Annotated in this window: 17 protein-coding genes; 9 read left to right on the top strand and 8 right to left on the bottom strand. The window is 63.0% G+C overall.

The features are described 5' to 3' along the window. Positions 1 to 12: 12 nt before the first annotated feature. The 7 genes from NPS56_RS11220 to NPS56_RS11190 all read right to left on the bottom strand — a co-directional run bounded on the left by NPS56_RS11220 (position 13) and on the right by NPS56_RS11190 (position 9332). Positions 13 to 999, bottom strand: coding sequence for a WD40/YVTN/BNR-like repeat-containing protein (locus NPS56_RS11220; RefSeq protein WP_274074670.1), 987 nt, complete (start codon positions 997 to 999; stop codon positions 13 to 15). A gap of 324 nt (positions 1000 to 1323) precedes the next feature. After that, a complete protein-coding gene (locus tag NPS56_RS11215; RefSeq protein ID WP_274074669.1) occupies positions 1324 to 2274 on the bottom strand; it encodes an OB-fold domain-containing protein in 951 nt (316 codons plus the stop codon). A 4-nt stretch (positions 2275 to 2278) separates the two neighbouring features. Next, positions 2279 to 3490 (bottom strand): thiolase family protein, encoded by a 1212-nt coding sequence (locus NPS56_RS11210; protein ID WP_274074668.1) that lies wholly within the window; start codon positions 3488 to 3490, stop codon positions 2279 to 2281. A 93-nt stretch (positions 3491 to 3583) separates the two neighbouring features. Next, positions 3584 to 5251 carry a DUF1302 domain-containing protein gene (locus NPS56_RS11205; protein ID WP_274074667.1) on the bottom strand — a complete coding sequence of 556 codons (1668 nt, stop codon included), beginning with the start codon at positions 5249 to 5251 and terminating at the stop codon, positions 3584 to 3586. Positions 5252 to 5318: 67 nt separating this feature from the next. Then, positions 5319 to 6404, bottom strand: coding sequence for an MBL fold metallo-hydrolase (locus tag NPS56_RS11200; protein WP_274074666.1), 1086 nt, complete (start codon positions 6402 to 6404; stop codon positions 5319 to 5321). Continuing rightward, positions 6397 to 8250 (bottom strand): long-chain-acyl-CoA synthetase, encoded by a 1854-nt coding sequence (locus NPS56_RS11195; RefSeq protein ID WP_274074665.1) that lies wholly within the window; start codon positions 8248 to 8250, stop codon positions 6397 to 6399. The genes NPS56_RS11200 and NPS56_RS11195 overlap by 8 nt, the downstream gene beginning before the upstream one ends. Further along, positions 8247 to 9332, bottom strand: a complete 1086-nt coding sequence (locus NPS56_RS11190; protein ID WP_274074664.1) for an alkene reductase — start codon at positions 9330 to 9332, stop codon at positions 8247 to 8249. The genes NPS56_RS11195 and NPS56_RS11190 overlap by 4 nt, the downstream gene beginning before the upstream one ends. Positions 9333 to 9586: 254 nt before the next feature. Between NPS56_RS11190 and NPS56_RS11185 the strand changes: the two genes are divergently transcribed. Further along, positions 9587 to 10915, top strand: coding sequence for a spinster family MFS transporter (locus NPS56_RS11185; RefSeq protein ID WP_274074663.1), 1329 nt, complete (start codon positions 9587 to 9589; stop codon positions 10913 to 10915). Between the two features lie 489 nt (positions 10916 to 11404). Next, positions 11405 to 11839, top strand: a complete 435-nt coding sequence (locus tag NPS56_RS11175; protein ID WP_274074662.1) for a nuclear transport factor 2 family protein — start codon at positions 11405 to 11407, stop codon at positions 11837 to 11839. A gap of 71 nt (positions 11840 to 11910) precedes the next feature. Here the strand turns inward: NPS56_RS11175 and cysQ are convergent, their stop codons facing one another. Further along, complete coding sequence (gene cysQ, locus NPS56_RS11170; RefSeq protein ID WP_274074661.1) at positions 11911 to 12675, bottom strand: 3'(2'),5'-bisphosphate nucleotidase CysQ; 765 nt, start codon at positions 12673 to 12675, stop codon at positions 11911 to 11913. Between the two features lie 438 nt (positions 12676 to 13113). Between cysQ and cysD the strand changes: the two genes are divergently transcribed. From cysD to NPS56_RS11135, 7 genes are all read left to right on the top strand, one after another. Next, on the top strand, positions 13114 to 14706 hold the full coding sequence (cysD, locus tag NPS56_RS31185) for a sulfate adenylyltransferase subunit CysD (protein WP_323627881.1): 1593 nt from the start codon (positions 13114 to 13116) through the stop codon (positions 14704 to 14706). Then, positions 14706 to 16619 carry a sulfate adenylyltransferase subunit CysN gene (cysN, locus tag NPS56_RS11160; RefSeq protein WP_274074660.1) on the top strand — a complete coding sequence of 638 codons (1914 nt, stop codon included), beginning with the start codon at positions 14706 to 14708 and terminating at the stop codon, positions 16617 to 16619. Before cysD ends, cysN begins: the two co-directional genes overlap by 1 nt. A 69-nt stretch (positions 16620 to 16688) precedes the next feature. Further along, positions 16689 to 17801: a DUF1214 domain-containing protein gene (locus NPS56_RS11155; protein ID WP_274074659.1), complete on the top strand. Its 1113-nt coding sequence runs from the start codon at positions 16689 to 16691 to the stop codon at positions 17799 to 17801. Next, complete coding sequence (locus tag NPS56_RS11150) at positions 17798 to 18985, top strand: sulfotransferase family protein (RefSeq protein WP_274074658.1); 1188 nt, start codon at positions 17798 to 17800, stop codon at positions 18983 to 18985. The genes NPS56_RS11155 and NPS56_RS11150 overlap by 4 nt, the downstream gene beginning before the upstream one ends. Before the next feature lie 31 nt (positions 18986 to 19016). Further along, positions 19017 to 19733 carry a hypothetical protein gene (locus NPS56_RS11145; RefSeq protein ID WP_274074657.1) on the top strand — a complete coding sequence of 239 codons (717 nt, stop codon included), beginning with the start codon at positions 19017 to 19019 and terminating at the stop codon, positions 19731 to 19733. 21 nt (positions 19734 to 19754) lie between these two features. Then, complete coding sequence (locus NPS56_RS11140; RefSeq protein WP_274074656.1) at positions 19755 to 20210, top strand: nuclear transport factor 2 family protein; 456 nt, start codon at positions 19755 to 19757, stop codon at positions 20208 to 20210. A gap of 20 nt (positions 20211 to 20230) precedes the next feature. Beyond that, positions 20231 to 20698 (top strand): SRPBCC domain-containing protein, encoded by a 468-nt coding sequence (locus NPS56_RS11135; RefSeq protein WP_274074655.1) that lies wholly within the window; start codon positions 20231 to 20233, stop codon positions 20696 to 20698. Positions 20699 to 20728: the final 30 nt, after the last annotated feature.

Below are 20728 nucleotides of genomic sequence, written 5' to 3'. Positions count from 1 at the left end.
CCCGCCTCTCATTTACTGGGTGGCCTGTGTGGCCACTAGGGCAGCGACGCTGCCACTTGAACCCTGCAATACGCCGCGCTCGCCACCGACCAGCAGCCGCGAGCCGACCATCGTCGCCGAGGTCAACGTACCGAGGCCGGCCAGGCGTCCGACGCCGACCAGCGCACCCTGTGCATCCAGGCGCACCACCGAGCTGCCGGCACCGACGATCACCAGGCCCGATTGGTCGGGCAGCAATGCATGGCCATACAACGGCAGTTGATTGCCGACCTTGACCTGGGTCCAGCTATCGCCGAAGTCGTGGCTGACGAACACGTGCCCGCGCATGCCATAGGTCACCCAGTCCTTCGCGCTCAAGCGCACGATGCCGAACAGCGAGCCGCTGTAGAACGCCGGCAAGCTCTGCCAGTGCTGGCCGGCGTCGGTAGTGCGCAGGACCAGGCCCTGCTCGCCCACCAGCATGCGCCGGCCATCGTCGCCACCGGCCATGCTGTTGAGGTGGGCGTTGTCGATGTCCAGGGATTGCGGCGTCCAGGTCTTCCCGGCGTCAGCCGATTGATAGAACTTGCCGAAGCTGCCGAACGCCATGACGCTGTCGCCACCGCCGGTCCAGATACCCAGCAGCGGTTCGCCCAGGTCGCTGTCGTAGCGCATTTCCTGCCAGTTGCTGCCGGCATCCTCGGAACGCAGGATCCAGCCGTCATGCCCGACGGCCAGCAAGCGCTTGTCGTCCAGTGCCACCACGGCGGTCAGGGTGGCGTTGCGCTGGGTGGCGACGCTCGCAGGCTGCCAGCTGACGCCTTGGTCATCGCTGAGCAGGACGCTGCCCCGCTCGCCCACGGCGACCACGCGCGCGCCAAGATTGAGCAGGCCGTTGATCTGCACACGGTCCGGGCGCGTGGCCAGCAGTTCCGCTTGCGGTGGGGATTTGGGGGAGAAGGTGTAGCCAATGGTCAAGGCGACCACCAGGCAAACCGCGTAGCCGATCACCGAGCGCATGGGCAGCGCTCCTGCTCGGGGTTGGCGTGGATAAGGCAAGTCATAGGGCCGATCCTCTTGTTTTTGTCACGCGCCAGGGCATGCGAGGCAATCGAGATGGGCGTTGCCTCTGGGGCAATAGTCGGCGCAAGGGAGGGGGGGCACATCGTCCAAATGGCTTATGCAATGGCGGGAATGGCGTGGGGTGGGATGTTGTGTTCGGCGCAGGACAACTGTGGGAGCGAGCTTGCTCGCGATGGGGCCATACCTGCCTGCATCATTGCCGACTGGTCTACGGATGCCATCGCCGGCAAGCCGGCTCCTACAGGGGATCTTCGGCGGGAATCAGGCCATGTACAGGATCACCAAATCGTTGATCACCGACGGCCGGTCCTGGCCCACCACATGGATGTTGAGCTCCAGGGTCAGTTGGGTACCACGGGCGAGGATTTCGACTTTTTTCACCCGCGCCCGCGAATGGATGCGCGAGCCGGCCGGTACCGGCGCCGGGAAGCGCAGGCGGTCGGAGCCGTAGTTGATCTGCGTGCTGAAACCGCTGATCTCGAAGCCCAGCGCCAGTTTCATCCGCGACTGCAGCACCTGTACCAGCGCGCCATGGGCGATGGTGCCGCCGAACGGGCTTTGCAGGCGCGCCCGCTCCGGATCGGTATGGATCCAGTAATCGTCGCCCGACAATTGGGCGAAGGCGTCGATCAGTGCCTGGTCGACCACCACCACGTTGCTCCAGTCACTGAACTGCTCGCTGACCAACTCTTGCAGGGCCGGGCCATCGTTGAGGTCAATCTGCCGGGCGACAGGCTGTTGCGAGGTCGCAGGTTCCGGTTCACTGTCCTGCGCAGGCAGCGGCTCAAATGCTGCTGCCTCCTTGTCCACGCCAGTAAAGCGCAGCAGGCGATTGCCCTTGGCGTCGACTTCGGCAAACACCGGCCGCAAGGGCATGCCGATGCGGATCTCGGTTTCGTCGAGGCCGACCAGGTTGGTGTTGATGCGCACCCCTTCGGCCAGTTCGACCACCGCCAGTTTCTGCGGCATCTCATCGATGAAGTCGGGCAAGGTGGCGATGCGCGTCACGGTGTAGCTGTACAGCGTTGCGGCGCCGTCGACTTCGCGCCAGGCCAGGTCATGCTCCAGGCATACCGGGCAATGCCGACGCGGGTAGAAGTTCCAGTGCGCACAGGCGTTGCATTGCTGGATCAGCAGGCGGCGAGCCTTCAGGCCCTCCCAGAAGGGCGCGGAAATCGGCGTCGCAACCGGCATCGGTTTGTTGTTGGACATGTGCTTATGCTCCCTGAAGTATCAATGCGCCCTGCTCGCTCATCACGCCACCGGTGCCGGAGACGTAGACGCTGTCGCAGCGGCCCAGTTGGCGTTCACCGGCGGTGCCGGCGATCTGCGTCACCGCCTCGATCACCTGGCTCATGCCACCGGCGGAGGCCGACTGGCCGAAACTGAGCTGCCCGCCATGGGTGTTCATCGGGAAATCGCCACGCCAGGTCAGGTCGTGTTCGCGCACGAACGCCATACCCTCGCCCTTGCCGCAGAAACCGGCATCTTCCAGGGTGAGCAACGTGGTGATGGTGTAGCAGTCGTAGATCTGCGCGGCATCGACGTCCTTGGGCTTGAGCCCGGCCATGGCAAAGGCCCGCTGCGAAGCCGGGCCGATGGGCGTGTGCAGCATGTCCTCGGCATAGGACGGCGACTTGAATGCCAGGTGTTCGCCAAACCCGGTAATGAACGCCGGACGCTTGCGCGCCCTCGCCGCCACTTCCTTGCTGGTGATAATCAGCGCGGCACCACCGGCCACCGGCATGACGATTTCCAGGACGTGCAACGGGTCGGCGACCATTTTGCTGGCCAGCACCTGCTCAATGGTCAACGGCTGGCCATAGAACATCGCTTGCGGGTTGGCCAGGGCGTTGGTGCGCTGGTCGACGGCGATCTTGGCCATCGCCCGCTGGTCATAGTCGTACTGCGCGGCATAACGCTGGGCGATCATGGCGTAGCCGGTGTTCTGGCCCATGTGCCCGTATGGCAGGTCGAATTCGGCTTCGGGCGCACCGAATGCCGTGCTGTGCCCACCAAAGCGCATGGAGCGGGCCATCCAGCCAGGATCCTCGTCGGGGCCAAATGGCGCCATGCGCGCGGGGATGACGCACAGCACGGCCTGGCACAACCCCAGTTCGATGGCGGCGGCGGCGCGCCAGACCATGCCCACCGAGGTACAGCCACCCAGGTCCACCACTTCGGCGAAGTTCAGGCGCAGGCCCAGGTACTCGGCAGCCATAGCCGGTACGAACACCGAGGCTTCATGAAAATGCGGGCCGTTGATCACCAGCCCGTCGAGGTCCGAGGCCTTGAGCCCGGCATCGCGCAGCGCCTGGGCCGCGAGGTCGGCGACTTGTTCAAGGTGAAACATCTTGGGTGCGGTGGAGTACTTCTCCGGTTTGTACTGTGCGCTGCCAACAATGGCCGCATGCCCCTTGAGCCCCATAGTGCCTCCATGCCGAAGCGTTACGCTGCGGCTTTTTCCAGGTTGTATTTGAGGTCCGGGCGCCATCGAGCGCCGCGGAGCTTGAGTGGTCGGTCAGAAGGTGTATTTCATCGAGAACGTGGCGTAGTCGCGGTCGGCGAACGGACGGTCGATCGCATCGGCTTCACCCAGGTAGGCGATGTATCTCAAGCCGAGTTCCAGGTTGCCCAGGTACTTGAAGGTCGTGCCCGCGCTCAGGCGTCGGTCGCCGGCGACGCCGGAGATGCTTCCGGCCATTGGCGTGGAGCCGCTGAAGACGTTGGAGAAGCTGAGGGGGACTTCCAGATCCCAGCCTTGGAAAACTCCCGGATAACTGAACGATGCGCCCACGGTGTAGGCACTTGAAGACTTGGTGCGGTAACCCGCGGCTGTGCTGTAGGTATAGTCATCGGAAGGAGCCACCAGGGGTGCCAGGGAAGGTAACAGGTTGACGCCTTGCAGGTTGGGCGCCGCCGAAGTGGACTCGACGCTGTCGACCTGCACGCGGATGATTTCGGCAGTCAGGCTGGTCTGGCTGGCCCACGGGCGATCGCCGAGGATTCGGATCGCCGACAACTGCATCTGCTGGCCCTTGCCCTTGGCCGGCACCGCGCCGAGGCCGGTATTGACCATCACCGGCGCCCCGTCGCGGTACGACCATTCGGCGCCGACCTGGGTGTCGCCAATCTTGGTCGAGGCGCTGATACCGGTCAGCTTGATGTCTTCGAAATACTTGATCTCGTAACCATTGCTGACGAAGGCGTTGCGGCCACCGCCCACTGGCAGCGGGTCGTAGCCGACCAGGGCGGTGGCCGGGTTCTTGTCGTGGTAGTTGACGTGAAACAGCGACAGCTCGAGGGCCGGTACCGGGCGGTAGCGCATCTGCACGCCCCACTGACCACCATCACTCGGCTTGTCGGTGCCACGGTAGGCGATCTTCTGGCCGTTGGCGTAGATAAACTCGCGACCTGGCCCAACCACGTCGCTTCCCGACAGGTAGCTGCCCACCGGCGGCAGTTCCGTGCCCTTCCATTCGTATTGCACGTAGGCACCGAAGGTCAGTTGGGGGTTCAGTCGGAACGAGCCGGAGAACTGGCCCACCGGCAACAGGACTTCCTTGACCTCGACACCCGGCTGCGACGCTTTTACCGCGTCGGAAGGGTTTTGTACGCCGTTCACACCCGGGTAGAACAGACTCTCGCCCCAGGATTCGATGTGCCGCCCGGCCTTGACGTCGAGCATGGTGTCGTTGTCAAAGCGCCAGCCGCTGAACACATAGACGTCCAGCAGTTTGCTGCGGCCGCCACTGTAGTAGCGGGTGTCACTGGTGAACTCGTCGTTGTCGCCGTTCTTGTTCACAGTGGCAGGCGAGTCGTTATCGTTCTTGCGGTGGTAGACGTCGTCGTAGAAGGTACTGCCGCGCACCACGGCGCCGTAGTTGTCCTTGCGCAGGATCATTTCCGCCAGCGCACCCACGCGGTTGGTGGTCAGGCTGCCACTGTCGAAGTTGCGGTTGGCATCGTCGGCGTTGACCGTCAGCAAGCGATCGCTCTGACTGCCAGTGCGCACACCGATGCCGTAGCTGGTGGTCACCGACCAGTCGATGGTCGCGCCATTGTCGAACTCGATCGTATCGCCCGCCCACACCGGTGTTGACACCAGCGCAATGGCCGCCGCCAGGCTGGTGAGCTCAAACGCACGCGAACCGATGACCGTGGAGTTATTGTTGTTCTTGTTGATCACACTGACTCTCCTCAATGACAACCGGCTGGCTGCCTGGAATGTTCAACACTGCTGCCGTGCTGCCCGCTCAAAAAACCTTGAGCGGGGTAACAGCGCACGCTCCCCTTACAGCACGCCGAAAGCGATATCGCCCCCGGTCCTCTTCCCGTTCCAGCGACCCTTCGGCCACCAGGTAGTTGGCATGGGCCAACGTTTCGCCCAGCGCCATCAGTTCGTCGAAACGACCCGACAGCTTGGGAAACAACACGGCCATCAGTTCGAGCACGGTGCGCGGCTCGTCACAGTTGGCCAGCACCTGCGCCAGATGCCCTTGGTGGTGGGCATGCAGTTGATCCAGGCGCTCATGCAAATTGAAAAACGGCCGCTCGTGCGCCGGCAGCACCAGCACGCTGTCGGGCAAACTGCGCAGGTGCTCGATGGAATCGAGCCAGTCACGCAGCGGGTTGGCCAACGGCTCCGTGGCATGCACGCCGACGGTGGAGGTAATGCGCGGCAGCACCTGGTCGCCGGAGATCAGCAAGCCGTCATCGGCGGCGTACAGGCAGGCATGTTCCGGCGAGTGGCCGCGACCGATGACCACCTGCCAGGTGCGGCCCCCGATAGCCAGGACGCTGCCCTCGCACAAACGGCGGTAATGGTTGAGTGGCGCCGGCAGGAAATGCGCATTGCTCATCACCGCGAACATCTCGCTGCTGTGCTCGTCGGTCACGCCGGCCTTGCGGTAGAAATCGAGGAAATCCCAGCCCGGTGGCTGTTCGGCGGGAAACTTGAGATGCAGTGAGTGGAACTCGCTGGCGGTCATGTACACCGGGCAATGAAAACGTTCGCTGAGCCAGGCGGCGACCCCGGCATGGTCGGAGTGAAAGTGGGTGCAGACCACCGCCAGCACGGGCAGCCCGCCGCACACTTCACTGAGCACCCGGTCCCAGACCTCCCGGGTTTGCGCGGTGTTCATGCCGGTGTCGACCACCACCCAGCCATCGGTATGGCGCAGCAGATAGAGGTTGATGTGGTCCAGGCGAAACGGCAGCGGCATGCGCAGCCACCACACGCCCGGCGCCACTTCACGCACCTGCCCGGAGTCCGGCGCCTGCGGCCAGGGGTACCGCAGGCCGCTGCGCAGTTCGTGACCGTTGGCGTCGAGATCAGCCATGGTCGGCCACCGCGAAGGGGGTCAGGCCGGCACGAGCCAGGGCTTCTGGCGAATAGGGCACATAGCTGCGGGCCTGTTCGTCGCGGATGAACAGCGGATCGCTGCATCGAGTCGGGCAGTAACCCTGGCGCTGCAGATCGACCTTGCGCAGCTTGTAGCTGGCCGTCAGGTCTGCCGCCTGGGTGACCCGTACGAACACCGGTGCCGCATAACGCGGCAGGCGCGCTTCACTGAGGGCGTACAGGGCGGCGGGATCGAAAACCTGGCCTGCCTGCATCAGCACGGCGGCCATGCCGGCGCGTCCTTCATGGCCCGGCACCTGGACGCCATAGATGTTGATCAGCTCCAGGCCCGCCAGATCGCCCAGGGCGTCGGCCACTTCCAGGGTCGAAACGTTTTCGCTTTTCCAGCGATAGGTATCGCCGATGCGGTCGACGAAGTAGCAGTAACCGTCGGCGTCCTCACGCACCAGGTCGCCGGAACTCCAGTAGGCATCGCCTTCGCGAAACACATTGCGGCGGATCTTGCTCTCGGTCGCCTCGGCCGAGGTGTAACCCTCGAAACGCCCGCCGCCGATCTCTGGGTGATCGACGATAAAGCCCATGGCCTCGCCAACCTCACCCACTTTGCAGACTTGATAGAAGCCGTTTTCATCCCGTGGATGGCAGTCGTTTTCAATGTCGTAACGCACCAGCCGCAGGTTGGTCTTGTTCCAGTCCGGCACCCGTCCGCAGGAACCAAAATAGTTGTCGACGTTGATCAGTGCCGAATTGGCTTCGGTGGCACCCCAACCCTCGTACACCTGGATCGGGCCGAAGCGTTCCAGCCAGCGCTGCCAGGAGTCCGGCGACAGCCCGGCGCCGAGCATGCAGCGCAGGCTGTGTTCGCGCTCGCCCGCCTGAACCGGCTGATTGAGCAGATAGCGGCAGATCTCGCCGATGTACTGGAAGATGCTGATCTGGTGTCGCGCCACATCCTTCCAGAACTCGCGCACGCTGAACTTGCGGCGCACCACGATGGCGGCACCTGCGCGCAGCGCGGTAGAGGTCACCGAGGTGGCCGCGGCGCCGTGGTACAGCGGCAGGCAGCAATAGAACACGTCCTTGCAGGTGGCTTGCAGGGTGACTTCCATCACATCGCCCGAGGACATCCAGCGCATGTGGCTGTAGCGCGCAGCCTTGGGCAAGCCGGTAGTGCCCGAGGTAAAGATCAGCAGCATCGCGGCCTGGGCTTCGATGCGCGCGCGGATATCCCGGGGAAACGGCGTGCGCGGGGCTTTCTCCAGGCGTGCAGCGAAATGCCCGTCGATGCCCTTGGGCAGCGGGCCGCTCCAGGGATTTTCCGCGTCGCGAATCAGCCAGCACGGCAGGTCCGGAAAACCTTCGGTGGCCTGCACATTCGCCAGGCATTCCTCGCCGATCACCAACGCCCTGGCGTCGGTGGTTTGCAACGCATGCAACAGCGCACGGCCGTTGACCTGGGTATTGATGAAGGCCACCACCACCCCGAGCTTGACCAGGCCGAACCAGGTGCAGAAGAACGCCGGGCGGTTTTCCATGGCCAGGGCGCAGACATCGCCGGCGCGCAGGCCATTGGCATAAAAGGTGTGGGCCATCTGGTTGGCCCGGGCATCGACCTCGGCGTAGCTCAGGGTCTGCTCGCCGTAGATCAGAAACGTGCGCTCACCCTGCTCGCTCGCCCGTTGTTCCAGGCGGTCGGCCACGGTGTAGTGATCACCCGGCTTGATCAGCCCGGCGGCGGCCGAGCGCTGGTCGAGCAGTGCCTGGGTCTGTTCCCGTGGGACCGCGCGTGTCGGCAGGCCGTGGCTCAAGTCATTCAGGTTCATTGCGCCACCTCCTGGGCATTGGCTTGATAGGTGCTGTAATCCGAGTAGCCCGCCGGGCCCGGCGTGTACAGGGTCTTGCGGTTGAAACCCGACAGCGGCAGGCCACGCCGCAAGCGCTCCACCAGATCGGGGTTGGCAATAAAGTGACGACCAAACGACACGGCAGCCCCCTCGCCCGACGCGAGAGCGGCACTGGCCGAAGGGCCGTCGAAACCATCGTTGAGGATCAAGGCATGGGGACTGTGCTGGCGCGCCAGGGCGAAGGCATCGAGCTCGGCCAGGGGCGAGCGCATGATGTGCAGGTACGCCAGGCCCAACGGTGCCACGGCTTCGCACAGGGCGGCCGCCGTCTCGGCCGGATCGCGGTCGTCGATGTCGTTGTAGGGGTTGCCGGGGCACAGGCGAAAACCGACACGGCCGGCGCCGATGGCGCTGGCCATGGCCTCGATCACGTCCTTGGCGAAACGCACCCGCCCCGTCACATCGCCGCCGTAGACATCGCTGCGCTGGTTGCTGCCGGAGGACATGAACTGCATCGGCAGGTAACCGCTGGTGCAGTGCAGTTCAACGCCGTCGAAGCCGGCCAGGCGCGCATTCAATGCAGCCTGGCGGTAATCTTCGATGACCTCACCGATGCCTTGCAGGGTCAGCGCCTGTGGCTCGTCAGTGTCCACCAGCCCGGCAGCGTCGCTGAACACCTGGGTGCGTGCACGCAATGCCGAAGGTGCTACCGTGGCCGCCCCGGCCGGCTTGTTGTGGCGGCTGGCGGCGCGGCCGACGTGCATCAGCTGCAAAACGATGCGCCCACCCTCGGCATGCACCGCCTCGGTGACCCGTCGCCAGCCGACGATCTGCTCGTCGCTGTAGATGGCCGGGGTGCGACAATAGCCCAGGCCGCTGGCGGACGGCGCAGTGCCTTCAGCCACGATCAAGCCGGCACCGGCCCGCTGGCGGTAGTATTCGACCATATCGCCGCCGGGTATCGCATCGGCAAGGGCACGGCTGCGGGTCATGGGGGCCATGACGATGCGGTTGGCCAATTGCAGTTCGCCCAGGGCGATCGGCTCGAACAAGACGCTCATTTCAATTCCTCAGCTTCTTATTGTTTTCAGGCTGTCCCAGGGCTTGCCACAACGTGGGCAAACGCTGGCAAGGCAGCGGATACGGGCTGAATGATTGACGTTGGGCGCGAGCGAAACATCGTCCGACAAGACTAGGTTTGCCAACGTGCGCGGCGGCTTGCCTGCAAAGCCGAAAATGGTCTGAATGGACGATGAAAAAAACCCGGTGCACGTAGAGCATCGCGCCAACTAGAACAAAACCGGGAGCACCCGCAGTGAACCAGTCCACCCCCGTCACATGGCGAACGCACTACGCGCTGTTCGTGCTCGCCAGCATCTATGTGTTCAACTACATCGACCGTCAGTTGATGGCGATCCTGATCGAGCCGGTCAAACTCGAGTTCGGCATTTCCGATACCGGCATCGGCTTGCTGTCGGGGGTGACTTTCGCGGTGTTCTACACCGTGTTCGGCTTCCCGCTGGGACGCCTGTCGGACCGCATCGGGCGCAAGCCGGTGATCGCCTTCAGTTGCATCGCCTGGAGCCTGATGACCATGCTTTGCGGCATGGCCGGCAACTTTCTGACCCTGGTGCTGGCGCGGATCGGCGTGGCTGTGGGTGAGGCCGGCGGCACGGCGCCATCGGTGGCGATGGTCTCGGATTTGTATCCGGCCAATCGCCGCTCCACAGCCCTGGCATTCCTGATGCTCGGTTCCAGCCTGGGGGCGGTTGTCGGCCTGGGGCTGGGCGGCTGGATCGCCCAACACCATGGCTGGCGCTACGCCTTCCTGTTGATCGGCGCTCCCGGCATTTTCCTCGGCCTGCTACTGCTGTTGACTGTGCGTACGCCCAAGCGAGTCGTACCGCTGAGCAGCGCCACATTGCCACATGACGGCTGGCTCAAGACCCTCACTGAGCTGTTTCGCATGCCCTCGTTCCTGTGGCTGGTGCTCACCGGCGGCGCGGCGGCGATTGCCGGCTACGCCATCGGTACCTGGAGCCCGAGCTTCCTGATCCGTTCCCACGGTCTGAACATGCAACAGGCCGGATTCCTGGTCGGCGTGGTAGGCGGCGGTGGAGCGGCCATCGGTACGCTGGTCTGCGGCATGCTCACCGACCGCATGGCACGGCGCGATGTCGGCTGGCAAATCGGCGTGCCGCTGCTGGGCACGTTGATCAGCATCCCGTTCGCCCTGGCGTACTTCCTCTGGCCGCAAGGCACGGCGTTCCATATCGGCAGCATCGCCGTGCCGCAGGCGTTCCTGTTCTACAGCGCGTTCGCCTTCTTTGGCGTGTGGTGGGCAACACCCTGCCTGAGCGCCATTACCCATCTTTTCCCGGCGACACGCCTGGCCCAGGCCACGGCGATTTTCGTCATGTCCATGACCCTCCTGGGCGTGGGTATCGGGCCGCTTTTCGTTGGCATGCTCAGCGATTTCTTCGTGCCCACCCTGGGCAGTGAATCGTTGCGCTACGCCCTGGCCTCATCGGTGTCGATGCTGGCGCTGGCCAGCGTATTCCTGGCCCTGGCGTTGCCGCGTTATCGTCAACAGATGAAGAGCCCCGCTGCGTCCCTCGCGGTGATCCGGCCCGTGACTGCCTGACCGCCTTCGCGCATCACCACGCCGCTGCAACCCTTGCCCGGTTGCAGCGGCTTTTTAATGGTTCCTCACGTATTGGCGGGAAACTTGGATGACGCCATTTCTGTAGGAGCGAGCCTGCTCGCGAAAAACCTGAGAGCACCGCGGGGTGCCAGGCTCCCCGCGTCATCGTTGACCTCCATCGCGAGCAAGCTTGCTCCTACACGGTCTTCGTTCCTGTTCAGCACAGTGGGTTTCTGTAGGAGCGAGCTTGCTCGCGAAAAACCTGAGAGCACCGTGGGGTGTCAGGTTCCCCGCGTCATCGTTGACGACCATCGCTGGCAAGCCAGCTCCTACAGTGGATCGAGTGAGGCCGTGGGAGATGGGTTGGCTGTCAGGCCGCCATCGCCGGCAGGCCAGCTCCCACAATGGATTGGGTATAGCCGCGAGAGATTGGTTGGCTGCCAGGCCGCCTTCGCTGGCAAGCCGGCTCCTACAAAAAAGAGGATCACCATGAGCACCAGCGCCATACAGATCAGCAACCTGCTCTACCGTTACGCTGAATACCTGGACAGCGGCCAACTGGTCGAGGCGGCCGAGCTGTTTCGTCATGCCCGGATCAAGCTGCAAAGCCAGGACGCCTTCCTCGATCACAGCGCTTTGCTGGGCGTCTGGCAACAACGAATCAAGCGCTACCCCTGCGGCACACCCCGCACCCGACACATCATCAGCAACCCGATCATCGACCTCGACGAAGTCGCAGGCACCGCGAAGGTGCGCTCCTGCTACACCGTGCTGCAAGCCACCGACACCCTTCCCCTGCAACCCATCGCCAGCGGGCGCTACTTTGATGAGTTTGAACGCATGGACGGCGTCTGGCGCTTCAGCTTTCGTGATTATTCGCATCTGGACATGATGGGGGACTTGAGCGCGCATCTGTCGATGTAGATCGCGCAATCGCCAACACAAAGGGCCTGCTTCCATCCCCGGAAACAGGCCCATGCACAAGCAAATTGCGGCTATAACCCGTGAGCATAGAAATGCGGGTTGTCCAGGCCGGGCTTGCCATAACTCAACGCATCGCCGCCAAGGGTGCGGATCTGTCCACCGGCAGCCACCAGCACCGCATGCCCCGCGGCGATATCCCATTCCATGGTGCGCCCCAGGCGTGGATAAAGGTCGGCCTCACCGCAAGCGACCAGGCAAACTTTAAGCGACGAGCCTGCGCTTTTCAGTGATCGCACCTGGCGCCCGTCGAGGAATTTATCCAGCGCCTGGGCATCGCCATGGGAGCGGCTGGCGACCACGTCCAGGCCCTCTTGCGTCACTGCACGGCAGTTGATTGGCTGGCGCTGCCCGGCCTGTTCGATGAAGGCTCCACAACCACGGGCACCGGCGAACAGTCGCGCAAGCGCAGGTGCGAGAACCACCCCAAGCACCGGCTCACCGTTGTCGATCAGGGCGATATTGACGGTGAACTCACCGTTGCGCTTGATGAACTCCCGGGTGCCGTCCAGCGGGTCCACCAGCCAGAAACGCCTGCCGACCTCGGGCACCTTGCCTGCGGCGGCAGCCTCTTCCGAAATCACCGGAATCTGCGGCGTGAGCGCCGCCAAGGCCTGCAGAATCAAAGCCTCGGCACGCTCATCAGCCTCGGTCACTGGCGACGCATCGTCCTTGCCGCGCACCTCGAAATCCGAACGGTACACCTCCAACACCAGTTCGCCCGCCTGGCGGGCAATCCCGATGACGTCTTCAAGCAGAACAGTCATTGACTCGTTCATGGCAATTCTCCTGTTTTTTGTTCTTCCCATGGTCCATTCGGCCTATGCGCGATTTTCCGGATCCGGGAACAGTACAGACATCCACTCCAACGCCACTGCGCAAATGGATGTTTAACAGGAGCTCCCGTGTCCCACGGCAATCAGCTGTCCGTTCCACAGATCAACAAGCTTCGCCTGCGTGCCGTGCAATTGCGCATCGCCGGTAGCACGCTCAAAGCGATCAGCCAGGACACCGGACTCTCCTCGCCGACCATCATCGCTGCCTACAAGGCGTGGCAAGCCGGTGGATGGAAGGCGGTACCCGTGCGCGAGCGCGGGCGCAAGCAAGGTGAAGGCCGCAGCCTGTCTGCCGAGCAGGAACAGAACATCTACCAGCTGTTGGTGAGCACGCCGCCGGAACGGCACCAGTTACCGTTCCTGCTCTGGCACCTGGAAGCGATGCAGGCACTGGTCAAGCGCCTGCACGACATCGACTTGCCCGAACGCACCGCCGCCCATTATCTGCAACGCTGGCAGCTCAATGCCGAGCGCCCGGCCAAGCGTGTCGCCAATGCTTCGCTGGCGGTACAGCGCTGGTACCGCAGCACCTACCGGGACATCCTCGAACAGGCTCGTACGCAGAATGGCGAGATCCACTGGATCGATGACTACGGTGCCCGCAACGATCAGGGCAAGCTCAGTCACGGGGTGCTGCGCGCGGTGAGCAATCGCGGCAAGGTGCTCTGGCTGCCTTATGAAGACGGCTTGCGCGCGCCCCACCTGCAAGCGTTCTTCGACCGCCTGCATCGCTCGGCAGACCGCAAAGTGTTTGCCCTGCTCTCGGGCATGCACTGGCAACGCGCCGCGACCTTCATCACCTGGGCCGGCGAACGCGCTGAGAGGCTGCAGCTGTTTCATCTGCCCGAAGCCAGCGCAATGCTCAGCGGTGCCCGCGAACTGGCGACCCAGATCGGTCAGCAAGCCGCCCACGTCAACCCTGACGACACACCTGCCGCGGTTGCCAGCACCCCGCCCCGTAACCCCATGCTGCAGATGCTGCGCCTGATGTTAAAACATCAAGTCGCGCATAAGTCCGAATCGCAGCGGTTGTACGTTGATAAACGACAACAACAAAAAGCGAGAGGCAAATCCATGACGCTTACCCATCTGCAACGACTGGAAGCGGAAAGCATCCAGGCAATGCGCGAGGTTGTCGCCGAATCCGACAACCCGGTCATGCTCTACTCCATCGGCAAGGACAGTGCGGTCATGCTGCACCTGGCCATGAAGGCCTTCTACCCGGCCAAGCCGCCCTTCCCTCTGCTGCATGTCGACACCACCTGGAAGTTCCAGGAGATGTATCGCTTCCGCGATCAGATGGTGGCCAAGCTCAACGTCGACCTGCTGACCCACACCAACCCCGAAGGCATTGAAATGGGCATCAGCCCGTTCAAGCACGGGTCGCAGATCCACACCGACATCATGAAGACCGAGGGGCTGAAACAAGCGCTCGATCACTACGGTTTCGACGCGGCCTTCGGCGGCGCACGTCGCGACGAGGAAAAATCCCGGGCCAAGGAGCGGATTTTCTCCTTCCGCTCCGACCAGCACCGCTGGGACCCGAAGAACCAGCGCCCGGAGCTCTGGCACCTGTACAACACGCGCAAACACAAGGGCGAGTCGATCCGCGTGTTCCCTTTGTCCAACTGGACCGAGCTGGACATCTGGCAATACATCTACCTGGAAAACATCCCGATCGTACCGCTGTATTTCGCCGCGCCGCGCCCGGTGGTCGAGCGTGACGGGATGCTGATCATGGTCGATGACGCACGCATGCCGCTGAACCCGGGTGAAGTGCCGATGATGCGCAACGTGCGCTTTCGCACGCTGGGTTGCTACCCGCTCACCGGTGCCGTGGAGTCCGATGCCGACACCCTGCCCAAGATCATTCAGGAAATGCTCCTGACCCGCACGTCCGAGCGCCAGGGGCGAATGATCGACCACGACGCGTCCGCATCGATGGAGAAGAAAAAACAAGAGGGGTATTTCTAATGGCACACGTATCCGACCTGATTGCCGAGGATATCGGGCAATACCTCAAGTCCCACGAGCACAAGAGCCTGCTGCGCTTCATCACCTGTGGCAGCGTGGACGATGGCAAGAGCACGCTGATCGGACGCCTGCTCTACGATTCGAAAATGCTCTTCGAAGACCAGATGGAAGCGCTGGAAGCCGACTCGAAAAAAGACGGCACCCAGGGTGGCGAACTGGACTTCGCGCTGTTGGTGGACGGCCTGGCCGCCGAGCGCGAACAAGGCATCACCATCGACGTGGCCTACCGTTTTTTCTCCACGGAACTGCGCAAGTTCATCGTGGCCGACACCCCGGGCCACGAGCAGTACACCCGCAATATGGTGACCGGTGCCTCCACCGCCGACGTGGCCGTGGTGATGATCGACGCCCGCCGCGGCGTGCTGACCCAGTCCAGGCGTCACAGCTACCTGGCTTCGTTGATCGGCATTCGCAAGGTGGTGCTGGCCGTCAACAAGATGGACTTGATGGACTACTCGGAAAAAGTCTTCAACGCCATCGTCGATGACTACCGCGCGTTCGCCAAGCAGATCAATCTTCAGGATGTCACCGCGATCCCGATGTCCGCGCTGCGCGGTGAGAACATCACCGAGCAGAGCGAGCACATGCCCTGGTATCGCGGCACCACGCTGATGGGCTACCTGGAAACCGTCGAGATCGACGAGGCGCACCAGCAGAAACTGGCGTTCCGCATGCCGGTGCAGTGGGTCAACCGCCCCAACCTGGATTTCCGTGGTTTCACCGGCACCATCGCCAGCGGCATGATTCGTCCCGGCGACCGTGTGCGTGTGTTGCCGGCCGGGCAAGAGAGCCGGATTTCGCGCATCGTGACCCTCGATGGCGACCTGCAACAAGCCGTGGCCGGCCAGTCCATTACCCTCACCCTGACCGACGAAGTCGATTGCAGCCGTGGCGATGTCCTGTCCACCGCAGAAGATCCGGCCAGCGTCGCCGACCAGTTCCAGGTCAGCCTGATCTGGATGCACGAGCAGGCCATGCTCGCCGGCCGCCCCTACCTGATGAAGATCGGCGGCAAGACGTTGCCGGTCACCCTGGCAGTGCCCAAGTACAAGATCAACGTCAACACCATGGAGCACCTGGCAGCCAAGGAACTGGCGCTGAACGAGATTGGCGTGTGCAACCTCTTCACCAGCCAGCCGATCGCTTTCGATCCCTACAAGGACAACCGCGAAACCGGCAGCTTCATTCTCATCGACCGCCTGAGCAACGCCACCGTCGGCGCCGGCCTGATCGAGTTCTCCCTGCGCCGTTCGCAGAACATCCACATGCAGCACGTGGATGTGAACAAGAAGGCACGCGCCGAACAGATGGGCCAGCAGCCGGTGCTGCTGTGGTTCACCGGTTTGTCGGGCGCCGGCAAGTCGGCCATCGCCAACCTGCTGGAAACCCGCCTGTACGCCCGCGGCCGCCATACCTACCTGCTCGATGGCGACAACGTGCGTCACGGCTTGAACCGCGACCTGGGCTTCACCGATGCCGACCGGGTGGAGAACATCCGCCGGGTGGCCGAGGTGTCCAAGTTATTCGTGGATGCCGGGATGATCGTGTTGACCGCCTTCATCTCGCCGTTCCGCTCCGAGCGCGAGATGGCGCGTGGGCTACTGCAGGATGGCGAGTTCATCGAGATCTTCGTCGACACGCCGCTGGCGGTGGCCGAGGAACGCGACCCCAAGGGCCTGTACAAGAAAGTCCGCCGCGGCGAGCTGAAAAACTTCACCGGCATCGACTCACCTTACGAGGTGCCGAGCAAGCCGGACATCCATATCCAGACCAGCAAGCTGACGCCGGAGGGTGCAGTGGACCGGATCATCGAGGTGCTGACCGAGCGCGGTTTCATCGGTCAGGAACGCTAGCCCCGACGCCCGGTTCACGCCTCTGCACAGGCGCTCGAGCTGGGCTCACCCCATCAAGAGAGTCCAACAATGACAATCAGCTCTATTGACGAACAACAGCTGTCGAGTGGCCAGACCTGGGCCACGTTCTGCGATCACCTCAAGCGCTGCGGCGAGCAGATCCTGCGTCCCGAAGCACCTGCCGATGCGGCCACCCGCGCCGAAGGCTTCCGCTACCTCACACGCCTGCTGCGCATCGGCCTGGAGATGCACATCGAGTTTGCCGACCCGGCGTTTCCCAGTTTCTTCAAGACCTCCCACGAGACCGCGAAGATCGGTGCCGACAACCCGGACAATCTCTACGAGTACTCGCGCCTGGACGGCTCGCTGGACTATCGCATCACAGGCCAGCGCGGCAGTGTCGCCTACCTGAGCTTTGGCACCCAGAAAGGCGGTTATGAAACCGACGGCACCCTGATCCAGACCGGCTTCATCGATGCCAGCCAGTTACAACTCGATGACCAGGGCAACTTCGAAATCATCCTCAGCCGCGAACCGCAAGCGGGCAACTGGTTGAAAATGGAAGGCGCCACCAACGCCTTGATCGTCCGCCAGACGTTTCTGGACCGTCGCAGCGAAGTGCCGGCCAAGTTGAGCATTGAACGCATCGGCACCGATGCCAAGCCACTGGCCCTTGACCCGGCGACGTTCCAACAAGGCCTGGCGCGGGTATCGAGCTTCGTCGAGAACACCGCCCGGCTGTTCGCCGACTGGAGCCAAAGCTACCTGCCGCACAGCAATCAGTTGCCCCCGGCCAACCAGGCGCTCTGCCAATCGGTGGGCGGCGATCCAAATATTTTCTATTACCACTCGCACTGGGCGCTGGCCGAGGACGAGGCGTTGGTCATCCACATCGATAAGGTGCCGGACTGCGACTTCTGGAACCTGCAGATCAACAATTACTGGATGGAGTCGCTGGACTACCGCTACCACCGCATCTGCTTCAACAAGCACCAGGCCCGGTACGACGACAACGGCGGGGTGACGCTGGTGCTCAGTGAGCGGGACCCCGGAGTGAGCAACTGGCTGCAAACCGCCGGCGTCCGCCAGGGCACGTTCTGCCTGCGTTGGGTCGGCGCCCGGGAGCAATGCCACCCCACCACTCGCGTGGTAAACGTCGCTGCCGTCGCGGAGGTCGTATGAACGCGCCCAGCCGAATTGAAGATTTGACCGTCGACAAGCTGTTGGCCAGCGCAATCGCTCGCACCGACGGCCTGAGCCATTTTGGCGATGATAACTACCGGGCGTCCCTGCAGGCGCTGCTCGATGCCCTGGCCAGCGAGGCCGGGCTGTCGCAAACCGGCTTGCATCTGCTGGAAGAACGGTTGGTCGGGCAACTGGTCAACCGCCTGGTGATGGAAGACTACCTGAGCCGTTATCCGGAAATAACCCGGATAGAAATCGACGACCCGCTGGTCATCGTCGGCCTGCCGCGCACCGGCACCACCATGTTGCAGCGCACGCTGGCGGTCGACCCACGCTTCTACTGCGCCGCCTGGTGGGAAACCCGTTTTCCGGCACCGCTGGCTGGCGAAACCCTGGCCGCACCGGCCAAGCGCATCGCCCAGGCCAAGGCAGAGGTCGATCTGATGGCCGAGGTGATCCCGCAGATCCTCGCGATCCACCCGCTCGATGCCCTGCTCTGCGATGAAGAGTTCATGCTCATGGAGCATTCCTTCATGTGCGCCATGGACGCCTACGTGAATGTACCCAGCTACACCCGCTGGCTGGATCAGCAGGACCAGCGGCCGGTCTACACGCAACTGAAGAAGATGCTGCAGTTCCTGCAGTGGCAGAAACAGCAACGGGGTGAGACGGCGGCTCAACGCTGGCTGCTCAAGGCGCCACAACACCTGCACACCCTGGATCTGCTACTGGATGTCTTCCCCGGGGCGCAGGTGATCCTGACCCACCGTGAACCGGCCCAGACCATCCCGTCGATGGCCAGCATGGCCCACACCCTGTGGCAGATGTACAGCGACAACCCGGACCCGAAAGCCGCCGGTGAGCAGTGGAACCACCGCATGGCGCGCGGTATCCGCCACACCATGCAGGTGCGCGAGCAGCATGCGCCCGAGCGCTTTCTCGACATCCACTTCGCCGACACCGTGAAGCAGCCGCTGGTGGTACTGGAAAAGGTCTACGCCTTCGCCAACCTGCCGTTCACCGATAAAGCCCGCACCGACGCGCAGGGCTGGCTGGCGCAAAACAGCCGGGAAAAACGTGCCAGCCACGACTACAGCCTGGAACGCTTTGGCCTGAACGAGGCGCAGATGACCCAGGACTACAGCGAATATCGCGCCCGTCACCTGGGCGTCAATCACTGAGCGTCAATCCTGAACAAGGGCTGGAGAAATCATGGAAAAAATCATGTTGACCTTGTGGAAGCCGGCGCGACTCGACGCCGGGCAATGGCGTGCGGTTTTGCTCGGGCTGCGCGACGCATTAGCCGCAGCCGGTGGAGAAAACATCCGCGTCATGCTGGTCGATGAGGCGGTTGCCAGTGCATCCGCGCAACGCATCACCAACAGCGCAGCGCCCCTGGACGGGATGCTGTCGTTGTGGCTGGACAGTGCCTCGCAATGGCCCGCGATCAAGACCATCGTGGCGCCGTTGAGCAGCCGCCTGGAGGCGTATCTGGTGGTGGAATCCGAGCCCTACCCCGAGGAACGCCAGACCCGTGCCGCTCGGTACCGGGTGCCGCTCGGCGAGCGCACACCCGGCATGAACCAGGTGGCGCTGCTGCACAAGCCAGATCGGATGAGCTACGAGCATTGGTACGATACCTGGCGCAACGGGCACGGCCCTAATGCCTATCCACTGCAATCGATCTTCGGCTACCGACAGAACACCGTGGTACGGGCGCTTTCCTTCGGTGCGCCGGTGCTGCACGCCATCGTCGAAGAAAACTTCCCGCCCGAGGCCCTCGGCAATCCGCAAGGTTTTTTCGCCGCCCTGGGCGACCCGGAAAAATGCGTGCAGCGCCAGCAGACCATGTACGAATCGACCAGCACATTCATCGACTTCGAGAAGATCGACTGCATCCTCACCAGCGAGTACCAGCTCAGTGCCTGAATGGCCCCAAGGAGGTTTCACATGTTGGACCTGCAAGCTATCGAGCTGATCAAACAGCTCAAGGCGCGTTATTTTCGCGCCATCGACACCGGCAATATCGAGATGCTCCAGGGCATGCTCACCGAGGACGTCGCCCTGTCGTTCAAGAGCCCTGCCTACGAGTTCCACGTCAACGGTCTGGGCGATGCGCTGGACTTCTACCGCACCTCATTCACCAAGACCCGCCTGGCCACCCACAACGGTCACACCCCGGAAATCGAAGTCGCTGGCGATCAGGCCACAGCCCTCTGGTACCTGAGCTACGTGTTCATCAACCTCGAGGACAACACCCACATGCACGGCAGCGCGATCTACCAGGATCGCTACATCAAGCACGGCGAGCGCTGGATGATCGCCGAGACGGGCTACGAAACCCTGCTCGAGACTCTCCAGCCCTTGAGCGAACAGCTGCAGATCACTTCCAGACCCATCAACTGAATGCACGACAGGAGACCTTCATGGCCAGAGCAGAAAACATAGTGACCTCCCACACGGTGGAAATTAATGCCCCCGCCCGGGTGGTCTGGGAAGTGCTCATCGATCTGGACAACTACCACCAGTGGAACAGCTTCTGTCCGCACATACGCTGCGGCCTGCAGATCGGCGACGAGGTGCATATGCAGGTGCTTTCCCCCGAGACCGGCGAAACCGTTCCGGTGTTCGAATACCTCGTGGCCTGCGACCCGGAGCAACTGTTGTCCTGGGAGCAGCGCCCCGTCCCGGAAAACATGGACGCCGCCCGCCGCGACCAGTACATCAAGGCCATCGATGCCAACCGCTGCAGCTATTTCACCACCGATATTTTCCTGGGCCTGAACCAGGACACGATCATGCGCGAGCACGGTGCCTGGGTAAAAACCGGCTTCGACCAGATGGCCCTGGACCTGAAACGACGTGCTGAAGCACTGCACGCCAGTCGCACCTGAACGACCCACTCCTTACCAGAACAATAAGAA

The sequence above is a fragment of the Pseudomonas putida genome (assembly GCF_028682635.1).
GTDB classification, from domain to species: Bacteria; Pseudomonadota; Gammaproteobacteria; order Pseudomonadales; family Pseudomonadaceae; genus Aquipseudomonas; species Aquipseudomonas putida_AE.
The sequence above is the reverse complement of the archived record's forward strand: the minus strand, read 5'-3'. Positions and strand labels throughout refer to the sequence as shown.